Origin of the sequence: Crocosphaera sp. XPORK-15E (assembly GCF_034931425.1) — a bacterium.
In the GTDB taxonomy this organism is placed as follows: domain Bacteria; phylum Cyanobacteriota; class Cyanobacteriia; order Cyanobacteriales; family Microcystaceae; genus UHCC-0190.
Genome location: NZ_JAYGHQ010000009.1, coordinates 88,923 through 101,759 on the forward strand (window position 1 = coordinate 88,923; position 12,837 = coordinate 101,759).

10 protein-coding genes are annotated in these 12,837 nt (G+C 37.4%); 1 reads left to right on the forward strand and 9 read right to left on the reverse strand.

The features are described from left to right. Positions 1–9: 9 nt before the first annotated feature. The 9 genes from VB691_RS11125 to VB691_RS11165 form a co-directional block, all read right to left on the reverse strand. The gene (locus VB691_RS11125) at positions 10–537 is read right to left on the reverse strand and encodes a hypothetical protein (RefSeq protein WP_323291561.1); all 528 of its coding nucleotides are present in this window, start codon (positions 535–537) and stop codon (positions 10–12) included. A gap of 71 nt (positions 538–608) precedes the next feature. Further along, a complete protein-coding gene (locus VB691_RS11130) occupies positions 609–1,118 on the reverse strand; it encodes a hypothetical protein (RefSeq protein ID WP_323291562.1) in 510 nt (169 codons plus the stop codon). A 147-nt stretch (positions 1,119–1,265) separates the two neighbouring features. Further along, positions 1,266–2,390: an alanine--glyoxylate aminotransferase family protein gene (locus tag VB691_RS11135; RefSeq protein ID WP_323291563.1), complete on the reverse strand. Its 1,125-nt coding sequence runs from the start codon at positions 2,388–2,390 to the stop codon at positions 1,266–1,268. A gap of 108 nt (positions 2,391–2,498) precedes the next feature. After that, positions 2,499–3,695: a Coenzyme F420 hydrogenase/dehydrogenase, beta subunit C-terminal domain gene (locus VB691_RS11140; protein ID WP_323291564.1), complete on the reverse strand. Its 1,197-nt coding sequence runs from the start codon at positions 3,693–3,695 to the stop codon at positions 2,499–2,501. Positions 3,696–3,930: 235 nt separating this feature from the next. Beyond that, positions 3,931–6,123: an ABC transporter substrate-binding protein gene (locus VB691_RS11145; RefSeq protein ID WP_323291565.1), complete on the reverse strand. Its 2,193-nt coding sequence runs from the start codon at positions 6,121–6,123 to the stop codon at positions 3,931–3,933. Positions 6,124–6,174: 51 nt separating this feature from the next. Further along, positions 6,175–7,347, reverse strand: coding sequence for a helix-turn-helix domain-containing protein (locus tag VB691_RS11150; RefSeq protein ID WP_323291566.1), 1,173 nt, complete (start codon positions 7,345–7,347; stop codon positions 6,175–6,177). Then, complete coding sequence (locus VB691_RS11155) at positions 7,340–8,389, reverse strand: lipase/acyltransferase domain-containing protein (protein WP_323291567.1); 1,050 nt, start codon at positions 8,387–8,389, stop codon at positions 7,340–7,342. The genes VB691_RS11150 and VB691_RS11155 overlap by 8 nt, the downstream gene beginning before the upstream one ends. A gap of 148 nt (positions 8,390–8,537) precedes the next feature. Continuing rightward, positions 8,538–9,737: an amino acid ABC transporter permease gene (locus VB691_RS11160; protein ID WP_323291568.1), complete on the reverse strand. Its 1,200-nt coding sequence runs from the start codon at positions 9,735–9,737 to the stop codon at positions 8,538–8,540. 142 nt (positions 9,738–9,879) lie between these two features. Beyond that, a complete protein-coding gene (locus VB691_RS11165; protein ID WP_323291569.1) occupies positions 9,880–10,893 on the reverse strand; it encodes a type I glyceraldehyde-3-phosphate dehydrogenase in 1,014 nt (337 codons plus the stop codon). Between the two features lie 338 nt (positions 10,894–11,231). Here VB691_RS11165 and murC point away from each other — a divergent pair, with 338 nt between their 5' ends. Further along, the gene (murC, locus tag VB691_RS11170; RefSeq protein WP_323291780.1) at positions 11,232–12,731 is read left to right on the forward strand and encodes a UDP-N-acetylmuramate--L-alanine ligase; all 1,500 of its coding nucleotides are present in this window, start codon (positions 11,232–11,234) and stop codon (positions 12,729–12,731) included. Positions 12,732–12,837: the final 106 nt, after the last annotated feature.

Consider the following 12,837-nt stretch of genomic DNA (forward strand, 5'->3'; position numbering starts at 1 on the left):
CCACTTTCTTTAATTAGAGAGAAATCGCTTGGCCAAAGATAGAGCGTCGGCGATATCGACATCTTTGTCTCCATCTGTATCAAGAAAACTCTGGAGAACAGAATTATTTGCCTGCCCTGGATTCCTAACTTTGGTTGCGCCTGTTTGCAACAATTGTAGGACGACAGGAATTAGAGTCGGCAGCATCGATTCAATCACGTCTCTGTTGAGTCCGGTGGAAGTCGCGGCTTCTTCTGCCATCTGTTGTTGTTTTTGAGGAGTCATGACAGCTTTCACTGCGTCGGCATTGGGTGAGATTCCGCTATACTTTTCGATAACCGTTTCTGCTTCTTCAATTCCTTGAGTTTGCTGTTTTTCTTTTAAAGCAGACCTCACATATTTTCCCACAATCGAAGTAATAACTTGACGCTTTTGATTATCCACATCTCCAATCTGAGATAACTGTTCTACCATGTCGATAATTTGTGATAGTTGCGTTGTATTCGCTTGTTTGGTTGGCTCATTGATGGCACTAAGAACTTGCTCAAATAAACTCATTTTTTTTCCTATAAATTGACTAGGATTGTTCCTTTCGTTAAGTTTTAACAAAGGCTAGGTGAAGAGAAAAATTAGGATAGGACAAAATCTACATTATCAGTTCCCTGAGTCTCTCCTTTACCCGATTCTAGTTTTTTTTCATTAATTTCTACTGCAAAGGGAGTAGCGGAGAGTTGCAAATTGTAGTCAGTTTTTTCGGGAGTGTAACCGACACTAGCAATCATATCTCGTCCTTCGTCGGTATATTGAAATACGAGCATTTGGTTTTTTTCTTGCTTATTATCCCTGGCCCAAATTACCATATAACTTTCTCCTTGATACTCAAAAATTTTGGGAGGACGATTGGGAATATAACGACCTGCCTCACCAAAACTGGTATCAAGGAAGTCTTGAACCGAATCAGCTTTAACCACAACATAAGCAACTTCTTGTTCGGGAGCAGAAATCTCTTGATCGCCTTGAGATTCGTCAATTACCTTTTCTTCTCCTCGATTACGAAAATAATCGACTGCCGCTTTGGTGCCGACTGCTCCTAATGCGGTAAGACCTGCTCCTGCTAATATTTTATGAATTTGTTTCATTTGATCACCCTTATTTTGTATGAAATTGTTTTTCTGACTCAATATTGAGCTTAACTTAACTTCTCAGTCTTGTAAAGACAATGGTTAGAAGATAATACTTTTAATGATACTAACCTACCGATAGCCAATTGATTGTCAAAAATGTACTTACAAAACTTTTTTCAAAGCTTGTAAGAGTAATAAAACGTTTTCAGGGCGAGAATTATAGCCCATTAAACCAATACGCCAAACTTGACCCGCTAATTCCCCTAAACCGCCACCAATTTCGATATTATACTCATTTAAAAGTCGTTTAGAGACTACTTTCCCATCGACACCTTCAGGAATACGAACCGTTGTTAAAGTAGGTAAACGGAACTCTTTTTCTACATGACAAACTAACCCTAAATCTGCTAAACCTTCCCATAATAATTCGGCATTTTTTTGATGTCGTTGCCAACAATTTTCTAACCCTTCTTCTACAATTAATGCTAAGGCTTCTCTTAACCCATAATTCATATTACAAGGAGCAGTATGATGATATTTTCTCGGTTCTCCCCAATACTGACTTAAAAGGTTCATATCTAAATACCAATTAGGCACAGTATTTTGGCGATTTTGCAACTTATCCCAAGCGCGAGGACTCATAGTAAAAGGTGATAATCCTGGGGGACATCCTAACCCTTTCTGACTACAACTATAAGCTAAATCAACACCCCATTGATCAAAATAAAAGGGAACTGCCCCTAAACTGGTGACAGCATCAACTAATAACAAACAATTGTGTTCTCGACATAACTCTCCTACCCCTTCTAAGGGTTGTCTTACCCCCGTAGATGTTTCCGCATTTACTAAGGCTAAAATAGCAGGTTTATGGGTTTCTAAAGCTTGTTTTAACTCTGCTAAATTAAAGTTTTGGCCCCAAGGTTTGCTAATTTTTCTGACATCTGCACCATAACGGGTGGCCATATCCACCAAACGATGGCCAAAATACCCCATAACCCCTACTAATACAACGTCTCCAGGTTCAACTACATTAGCTAAACTGGCTTCCATTCCCGCGCTTCCTGTCCCACTTATAGAGATAGTTAAGGGGTTATTAGTTTGCCATACATACCTTAACAAAGTTTGGATCTCGTCCATCATTTTCAAATAAAAAGGATCGAGATGACCAATAGCAGGTAAACTCATGGCTGCTAAGATACGGGGGTTAGCATTAGATGGCCCTGGCCCTAATAATAATCGGGGGGGAATATTGAGGGGTTGGGGTTGGTTAGGAGTGGTTATAGTCATGATGAAATTTTGAGCTTTTTTAGAGTATTTTATCTTAAATTATTGATAATTAGGCTGTGTAAACAGCCTTTGTTTTCATGGTATCAGGTTTTAATCTGAATACAGTTGTTAATGTTCAGGTAATTGGTACTGAGAGACAATTTTTTTGGCATAGTCAGGTACATGGGATTCTAAGATTTCGGGATGGTTTCGTTTAACATATAAATAATTACGGGTAAAATGGGAATCAATAGAAAAACGAGCATATTCTAACCCTTTTGGCCCTATTTTTTCGATAACAACTCCCATTAATTTTGCTGCCCACATTGGTAATGTTACCCCTTGATCATAAGCAGGAATACTTTGCTGTACTGCTTGTTTGCGATCTCCTTTTGAGATGACAGGTTTTGTGTTAATTTGCTCTTGAACTAAGGCTAACATTTCCCTTCCGGTGTCATTACGAATCATAATCCATTGCCACCCAAATTCTGCCCCCATATAACCGACTACTAAATCAGCTAAGGAGTTAACATAATCAAAACAACTCATACAAGAAGGGGCAAAAACATCTTTGAGTTTATTGGTTTTGAGTCCGAAGAAAGGTACTTTTTCAATTGAACCATCTTCATGTTTAAAATGCACTCGAAAATCCTGCATAAATTCATAATGTACCACCGTATCAGGAGATTTACTTGTAGTTTCTAAGAACAGTTGTAAACCTTCACGGGTAACATTATCCACACAGGGAGTTCCTAATACATAAAGCTTCTCTAAGCCTAATTCTTTTTCCACTGCCCGTAATGCTTGAATTTGACAACCCACTCCAATTACTAATAAGCGTTTCATCCCTGATTGTTCTATCTGTTCTAAAATAGATAAATTGGGGGATAAGGTGGGTTTGTTAACTTTTGCTGCTAAAACTTCTTCAGGGGTTCTCGCAATTACAGGCATGGGTTGAAAACGATCTTCTTTAGTATTTTGGACACAAACAACTCCTTCAACCATTCCTTTTGTTAGCATTTCACAGGCAATGGTACTAACAATGCCTGTCCACTGTGCGCCTTCAATGGGTTCTTTTTTTTGCGCTGCCATCATCTCTTGATGGACACCAAAATACCAATCATTTTCGTCTTCTAAATTGCGACTTTTTCCATGAGCAATGGTTTCTAATTCGGCAATTTGTTGGTTAAGAAAGGCACAAGCTTTCTTGACATAATGCACATAATATGTATCGCATAACCCACATTCGCTACAGAGTTCTTTTGCAGGACGACGACTACCAGGTTTTAGGGCTTTGGCTTTGGTGTGGGGGGCAAGAGATGTCATAGGGTAAAGTTGATTTGTTAAACAAGAACCATCACCATAGTTTAGGTTATTACTGCGATCGGTGATACGGATGTTAAAGAAATGTAACGCAATTAACCTGAGTTCGGTGTTAGGAGTTTATATACCCCCTTTTGTAGAGACGTTTCATGAAACGTCTCTACAGGAGTCTCAGGTAAAAATAAAGGGGTTTTGAGATGCGGATTTGGTATAACTACATATTTACTATTACTTGTGATTAATTTCCTTCAGGTACAGGCATAAATTTTAATCCAGTTTCTTTATTGTTGTCATCTTTTATTACTTGCAATAATAACCCTTCTAGATCCTTCCGATTACCATTTTTATCAAAAATAATGTCTCCTGTCGCACCATCTTTAACCGTTTCTATATTGTTTAGGGTATCTTTTAAAGTAGTGCGGTTGAGGTTTGGTGTTTTAAGGAATGCGTTAATTAAAACCCATGCTGCATCATAGGATAGTGCTGTTATCGGACTACTAGCATCTCCCCATAAGGCATTAGCTTTTTTGATATATTGTTGATTAATTTTTTGTGAATTCTCATAGGAAGACCAAACGATTAACTTTTTATTTATCACAAAATCTGGATTATTTTTTGCTGCTTGAAGAAACCGATTATTGCGGAGAGTCCATGTTCCTAAAATGGGTTTATTTCCCTTATTTGCTTTCATTATATTGACTGCGTTATTCATACTGTTGCTGGTTTGTCCATCGGGAAATAAAACTAGGACATCTGCATTTTGAGATTTATTGATTTCGTGTGAAACATTAAAATTATCCCCTGCAAAAGACTTGGGGTCATTCTTATCACCCACAAACAATAAATTTGGATTGATTTTAATTTGATTACTGTCACCTAAATTTTTATTAGCATCCTTAACTTGTATTACAAATTGATCATAAATAGATTTAGAAAAGTCACTACTTTCAGTATAAAAAATTGCCGGATTTTTGTATCCTTTCGCTTTCATGTATTCGATTAATTTGTTAACATGGAAACTGACACTAGGGACTGTTCTCAAGAAATAGTCATCAGGTTGCAAAAATTGTTGACTTTCACTGGTACTACCAAAAGAAATTAAAACTAGCTTATTGTTGTTATACATATCAATCACTTGTGAAGTTAAATCACTAGCAAAATGACCAATAACAGCAATAATAGATTTATTTTCTAATTCATTTAATTGAGAAGCTAAATTATCAGCTTGATCCTTATTATTAGCATCATCAGCAATTAAAACTCTTAATCCTTTCCCTTCTTTTCTAATTTCATCACATAATCTATTAGTATCATTATTAATAATCTTAATCAAATTCTCTGATAAAAATGTAAAATCATTAGGTAATAAACAATGATTGACTAAGGTTTGAACATGAGCAACTCCTCTAAGAATTTCTTTCGCTAAATCTTTTTCATCATTGGTTGCTGTTCCGTTTGCTTTACTAATTGGTACTGCAACTGCAATGGTATTAGCTTGTTTTTCATTAGCTTCTAGGAGAGCATTATTTAGATAAATCAAAGTTTCAGGATATTTATATTGGTTGAAGGCAAATTTAAAATTATTTACTGCCTCTTTATAATTGGATTTCTGAAAAGATTCAGCAGCACTCTCTTGATATTTTTTAAATAACTCACTGGCATTTTGTTCAGGAATTAATGTTTTTTCTCCGCAACTTATGAATGAATTATTATCATCTAAAGGACAATAATGTTGAAAAGTTACTAGGTTGAGAATCGGTGGAATAATAAATACAGCAGCAAGAGAAACAGATACTGCTAATCCCACAAAAATCCATACTTTTTTAGGAAAAGCAATTACTCCTAATGCCATAATCCATACTTTTCCAATAAAAGCAATTACTCCAAATACCACAACACTCAATACTTTTTTAATGTTTGTTTCAGGAAAACGTGGTTTTGTTGATTCTATAGGTGTTGTTTGTTCTATAGGTGTTGTTTGTCCTGTAGGTGGCATTAAAGCTTGTAACAATTTTTCTAAATCATCTATTGATGAAACTTTTACCCTTGTATTGAGATGAACTTGTATAAATTCTTCTGTTCGATCTGTAAGAAAATGCAAAATATTTAGAGTCAAGGCATGAGCAATTTGAAGTTGATCCTCGAAATCGTCTATATGTTCGCCAGCGATATCTAGATGGGCATCATGTGATTCATTTTGTGTCACAGCATGGCGAGAAGTAACCCTTATTCTATCTCTGAAATGATCAGATAACCACCCCTTATAATCATCAATACTTGGGTTATGGGATTCACAAGCACGTTTTAAGCATTCTGCAACAACTGTTACGTCTAGATCTCGGTAGGAGTTAATTAGAGACAACAGTTTCTCCGCATTGCTTGGAGAATTAACCAGGAAGTCGGCATCTACTATAACCCTTACATTACTCATTTAAGTGCATACTTATTAATACTTAGGCTGCTATCGCTTTCTCAAGATATACTAACTTTTAGTTTTTGTCGAGTTTTCGGGAGAATCTGTTACTTTAGACAACAGTTCTGCTAATTGTTCTGGTAATTTTTGTTTAACATTAACATCAACAAATTCTATCAAGTCACTGACTTTACAATCTAACACTTGAGCTAGTTCAAAGAATTGTATTAATTTTTCAAGTTCCTCTCCGTCTTCCCACTTTTGAATTATGTCAGGTGTTTTGCCAACTGAACTTGCTATTTGACTTTGATTTAACTTATTCCTCTCTCTAAGACTTCTAATTTTTGAGTTAATTTGAGGTTTAGATGAGAGTTTATTGGTTATATTATCGAAATTGGGATTAATCTCTATAAAGTCATCAATTTGGCACTTTAACTTGTTAGCAAGTTCAAAGAATTGTTTTAGTTCTTCCAATTCCTTTCCTTCTTCCCATGCTTTAATAGTCTCAGGTGTTACCCCGATTAATACTGCTAGTTTAATTTGAGAATATCCTTTTTCTTCTCTAAGTAATTGGAGCTTAGTTTTAGGCGGTTTTAAAATTTCTATCTTCTCATTAATTCTATCCAGAATTTCCTGTTTGTTTTCTAATCCTTCAATACTCAAATTAATATTTAAAGCTTTCTCTAAAGCTTCTCTAGATAATGTTAATTGATCTTTCTCATATAAAACCTCTGCCAATTCTTCCCAAGAGCGTGCAGCAAGTTTTGGATTATGGGCATAATGTCTCGCCGCTTTTTCTTGTAATTGCATAGATTTATCATAGTTCCCTTCTTCAATCGATTTCTTGACTTGATTTTCTGTTTCTAAACCTCGCTCAAATTCTGCCATCTGTCGAGCAGATTCTTCATCTACAATATTAAACGTTGTACTGTCTAAAAAGCAGTCGTTATAGGTTACTTCTAAAACATAACTGCCTTGTTCAATAGTTTCAGGAATCGTAAAACTAGCAGTTAAACTAGATAAATCTACAGGAATCGGAGCAATTATCAAATCCCCTTCCTGAGTAAGAAATTCAATCATTAAAGGAATATTAATAGAAAGATTGTCTTCCACTTCTAATCTAATATCAACCTTATCCCCCTGTTTTGGCATTGAAGGAGTATGAAAAAGAAGAACACTAGGAATTTCTTTAGGAAGCGTTTGTAGAAATTCTTTTAGGTAACGATCATCAATTTTACTCATCTTCATTCCACTCCATTTTAAGCATATTATAGACCTCCTGATTATGACAGATGGTCATGTGTTTACAAGGCTCAGTATCAATCAGATTTTCTGGTTCATATACACTATAAGCGATCGCACTGCTAAAGGTTACTGTGTCATCTCCATCAGCAGACAGAGGGACTCGCCTTAGTCTCATGATAAGGTTAAAATCCTGTTCTGGATCAATAACATAGCGTTTTGGGGTTGGATATCTCCCAGAGCCAATACATCTTGTTCTAATTCTAGTATTAAGCTCTTGAGATTGCTTAAGTCTTTGATGAACATCCCTCGCTTGCTGAACATATTCCCTGAAATGTTTTTGCCAAACACTATCGTCTAGGGCAGAATAAAGATTACCCTGGCGATCGCAAAGAGATTTGATTTCAGGTGGGGGTAACAGTTGATAAACAGAGGGAAAACCCATGATAGACGTGCGAAATTGGGCTACTTTATCCCAGTTTCCTAGCGTTTGACAAATCAAATCAAAAATAGGATTAAATTCAGGGCGTTTTTTTAGGGTACAATAAGCTTTAGCTGAACCTAATAGGGGAGATGCAATCTGAAATAGTAACTCTGTTCTTTCAGCAATTTTTGGGTTATCTAAAAGCATTAATCGAGTAACAATTCCTCCCATACTATGAACAATAAAACGAAATCGACTATTCCCATTTTGATCTTTATTTTTAATAAAGTCCGCTAGTTTTTTAGCTGATTCTTCATTATCCTTTCTCCAATCATAAGCAAAGGGAAAAAAGTTCACATCAGACTGTAATCCTAGTCCACCTTCTGATATTGGTTGTACAAGAAAATCGCACAAAGAACCATAAACATTTCCCAAGTCTTTCGGGATATATTTAAAGCGTTTAATAACTTTAACTGCTTCAACTTGTTTATTATCCTGTATTGTTAATAAGCTAGGATTATTACTAATAGTATTGATATTTATGCCGAGATTTTCTCCCCATATCTCTTTATCCCAAGGTTGAGGTGGATCGTTACGAATTGTTAAACTTGACCCCATAATACCAGGGACGAAAAAAACAAGAGTAGGTGATTCAGTAGAAGATGAAGTTAGCAAATGAACCTCTTTTTGGGTAAATTTTTGATTTAACCATCGTATTATATAACCTTATTGAGACTATGGTAATCACTAAATAACAATTTTTACGTTAACCTCTGTTTCCTTCTTTTTCTAATCTGCGACTTATCCAAGATAAGGAATAACAAAAACACCAATAAATCATGGCGACAAATAAATAAACTTCCCGATCACTGCCAATAAATTTAGGATTAGCTAAAATGGAACGAGACATTCCTAATAAGTCAGATAATCCCACAATTGCCAATAAAGAAGTATCTTTAAATAAACTAATAAATTGACCGACAATGGTAGGTATAACGGTTCTTAAGGCTTGGGGTAAAACCACTAAAATAAGCACAAAAAATGTATTTAAACCTAACGCTTTAGCAGCTTCTTTTTGTCCTTTAGGAATTGATTGCAAGCCCCCTCTGACATTTTCTGCTAAGTAAGCAGCACTAAATAAAGTAAATCCAGAAATTGCCCGAACAACCCGATCAACACGGAGTCCTTCTGGTAAAATCAAAGGTAACATAACTTGAGCCATAAAGAGAATACCAAGCAGAGGTAAACCTCGTATTACTTCAATATAGGCGATAGATAACCAACGAATCACAGGTAAAGAACTTTGTCTTCCTAATGCTAATAAAACCCCCAAAGGAAAGGATAAAACAATGCTAACAACTGCTGTTAAAACCGTAAGAATTAGACCACTTAAATCATCTAATCTAACTGGTTTTAAAAATAATCCCCCTTCTAATAACCAGAGTAAAACAAAAAAAGTTAATAACCATAATAGGGGTAGCCAAGTTCCTAAATTGGTAAATTTTTGTCTTAATTTTTGTCCTAAAAATGCCATTAAAACTAACATAATTAGCATTCCCAGTAATTTCAAACTTGATAAAATACTGATAGGAATTGCTAATAAAGCGAAAAGAATTGCAATAATTCCTAAACCTGTTAAATTAATGGGAGTAAATAGAGGTTGACTGCGGGTTAAAATCCCCCAAGAAAAGCCCCCTAAACCCATAATAATTGCCAAGGTTGTCCAAGTTCGCCATAATAAAGGTAAGGGATATTGACCTACTAAAAATAAGCGTAAATTTGCGCTAATGACACCCCATTGTGCTTGGGTAAAAATCCAAATAATTAAATTAGAACTAATTCCATATAAAAATAAAAGACTAATCAGGGTTAGAAGACTGTTATACCATGTACTAAAGAGGTTTTTTTTTATCCAAGTTAGGGGACTAACTCGGTAAATAGGAGGAGGAGAAATGAGGTTAGACATTGTTTCTAAGTAAGTTAACAAAATAAGGGCAACCGCAGGGGCTACGGATTTCTGATTTAATAAAAAAAGGAAGGCTAATATTAGCCTTCCCCTAAATCTCATTGCCTTTCAAGCAACAATGAGCCGTCTGAAAATAAAGAGATTATTTCCAATTTTTGGCAACGACTTCAGCTAAGTCAACAACCCGTTGAGAGTAACCCCATTCGTTGTCATACCAAGCAATCACTTTAACCATATCGCCACCCATTACCATCGTCAGACTAGCATCAACGATGGCAGAACAATCCGTTCCCCGATAGTCAGAAGAAACTAAAGGTAAATCATTGTACTCAATAATTCCTTTCATAGAGCCTTCAGCCGCTTCTTTTAACACTTCATTGACTTGTTCAGCAATGGTGTTTTTCTCAACTTGGGCCACTAAGTCAACCACGGAAACGTTAGGAGTGGGAACCCGCATAGCGATCCCATTTAATTTTCCTGCCATCTCAGGAATAACCAAAGCAACCGCTTTCGCTGCTCCCGTGGAGGTGGGAACAATATTAACCGCTGCTGCTCGCGCCCGACGAAGATCTCGGTGACTTGCGTCTAAAATCCGTTGATCCCCAGTGTAACTGTGAGTTGTAGTCATGGTGCCTTTGATGATACCAAAGTTGTCATTCAACACTTTCACCACAGGAGCGAGACAGTTGGTGGTACAACTGGCGTTACTGATAATATTGTTCGTATCGTGATCGTAATCTTGGTGGTTCACACCCACTACAAAAGTTCCCACATTACTGCCCTTACCAGGGGCTGTGATCAGGACTTTTTTCGCTCCGGCAATGATATGTTTAGAAGCACCCTCTTCTGAGACAAAAACCCCAGTAGATTCAATAATCAAATCAACACCCCACTCCGCCCAAGGCAAATTTAAGGGGTTACGATCTGAAACACACTTGATGGTTTTGCCATTGACGATGAGTGAATTATCATCAGCGCTGATGTCAGCATTTAATTTGCCGAGCATGGAGTCATATTTGAGCAGGTGAGCGTTGGTTCTGGGATCAGAAGTATCATTGATCCCTACTAGCTCTAATTGGCTATTTTCCCGTCCTAACCAGCACCGTAAGAAATTACGTCCAATCCGTCCAAACCCGTTGATCGCTACTCTAATCACTGCGTCTTACCCTCGATGTCCTACTTAAATAGATTAAAACATTATTAATGACCCCAATGATACCCTAAAGGTTGATCAATTCGATCCCCAACTGAGAAATTTTTTTTTCCGAGGAAAATTTTTTTGGGACTTGCCACCCTTTCTCATCATTGAGATCAAATCGCCTCAATTTTGAGGATTTTGGGAACTTATCTCGGTTAAGTTGGTTCTAGAGATTGCAAAGTAAGTCATACGCACCAGGGCTATTTTAATGACCAATGAGTCAGTTTTTGATATCATAGCCCGTAAATTAATAACCAATCGGTTTATTCTAGTTGTGTGGTGTGTCAGGAGAGGTAATTGTGAAAACGGTAGATTTTAGTGGACGGCCCTTTCATTTTATTGGCATTGGCGGTATTGGGATGTCTGCCCTCGCTTATGTTTTAGCGAAGCGGCAACTTCCTGTTTCTGGTTCTGATTTGCGCTCAACCCATATTACTCAAAGGTTAGAGGGGGTTGGAGCCTATATTTTTAGTCGTCAAGAGGCCAGCAATTTAGAATTGTTTCAACCCCATCAAGCACGGGAAACTGTTCCGGCTCTGGTGACTGGAACAAGTGAAACGGCGACTAAGGACAATCATAAATTTTCTTTTCCTCTGGGAACTCTCCCAGTTAACGAAACTTTACCTCAAGTAATTTGTTCAACGGCGATCGCCCATAGTAATTCTGAATATGCGGCGGCATACGAGAAGGGTTGTCCTATTTTTCACCGTTCTGATGTTTTAGCGGCTTTAATTAAGGATTATCAAAGTATTGCGGTGGCGGGTACTCATGGAAAAACCACTACCAGTAGTTTAATTGGTTATATGCTCCTCAAAGCGGGTCTTGATCCCACTATTATTATTGGTGGGGAAGTGGATGCTTGGGAAGGCAATGCACGTTTAGGAGATAGTGGTTATCTGGTAGCAGAAGCTGATGAGTCCGATGGCTCTTTAACCAAACATTACCCGAATATTGGCATTGTTACTAATATTGAATTAGATCATCCTGATCACTATCAAACCCTTGATGATGTGGTCAAGACGTTCCAAATTTTTGAAACTCAATGTGACATTTTGATTGGTTGTCTCGACTGTGAAACCGTTAGCACCCAACTCACCCCTGCTATCACCTATAGTCTTAACCCCAATAAGGGAGCAGATTATACTGTTACTAATCTTAAATCTGATGCTGATGGTACTACGGCTCAAGTGTGGGAACGGGGAACCCATTTAGGTCAACTACGTCTAGGGATTCCGGGAATCCATAATCTTAGTAATGCCCTCGCTGCGGTGGCTGTGGGACGAAAATTAGGTCTGGAGTTTGCCGTCATTGCTGATGGGTTATGGAGCTTTGAAGGAGCAAAACGACGGTTTGAAAATCGGGGCCAATGTAATGGCATTACCTTTATTGATGATTATGCTCATCATCCCAGTGAAATTTTAGCTACCTTAGATGCGGCTCGTTCCAAAGTAGATGGGAAGGCGGTTTCTCGTGTGGTTGCCATCTTTCAACCCCACCGTTACAGTCGCACGGCTACATTTTTAAATGAGTTTGCCACTTGTTTTCGGGATGCTGATTTTGTCATTTTGACAGACATTTACAGTGCCGGAGAGGTTAACCTTCATAACATTAATGGGGAAACCCTGGCCCAAGGGGTGAAGAATTATCATGCTCAGGTGATGTATGAGCCGTCTTTAAGCACCTTAACTGAGGTTTTACCGGATCTCCTTCAACCAGGTGATTTAGTCCTGTTTTTAGGGGCAGGAAATCTCAATCAGATTATCCCCCAAGTGATTGCTAGTTACCCAAGCAATTAAAACCAAACCATACTCCTCAAAATTGCCAGTTATACCGAGTTTTTGACAAAACTTTGGAACAATTGGCCGAACCTTTAGTCGTCTTTCTCAGTTGACCTTCATTGAG

Excerpts from the sequence above, each read along its gene's own strand:
- VB691_RS11140 (WP_323291564.1), bottom strand. The coding sequence starts at position 3,695 with ATGACATCTCTTGCCCCCCACACCAAAGCCAAAGCCCTAAAACCTGGT.
- VB691_RS11160 (WP_323291568.1), bottom strand. The coding sequence starts at position 9,737 with ATGTCTAACCTCATTTCTCCTCCTCCTATTTACCGAGTTAGTCCCCTA.
- VB691_RS11155 (WP_323291567.1), bottom strand. The coding sequence starts at position 8,389 with ATGGGGTCAAGTTTAACAATTCGTAACGATCCACCTCAACCTTGGGAT.
- VB691_RS11145 (WP_323291565.1), bottom strand. The coding sequence starts at position 6,123 with ATGAGTAATGTAAGGGTTATAGTAGATGCCGACTTCCTGGTTAATTCT.
- VB691_RS11135 (WP_323291563.1), bottom strand. The coding sequence starts at position 2,390 with ATGACTATAACCACTCCTAACCAACCCCAACCCCTCAATATTCCCCCC.
- VB691_RS11125 (WP_323291561.1), bottom strand. The coding sequence starts at position 537 with ATGAGTTTATTTGAGCAAGTTCTTAGTGCCATCAATGAGCCAACCAAA.
- VB691_RS11130 (WP_323291562.1), bottom strand. The coding sequence starts at position 1,118 with ATGAAACAAATTCATAAAATATTAGCAGGAGCAGGTCTTACCGCATTA.
- VB691_RS11150 (WP_323291566.1), bottom strand. The coding sequence starts at position 7,347 with ATGAGTAAAATTGATGATCGTTACCTAAAAGAATTTCTACAAACGCTT.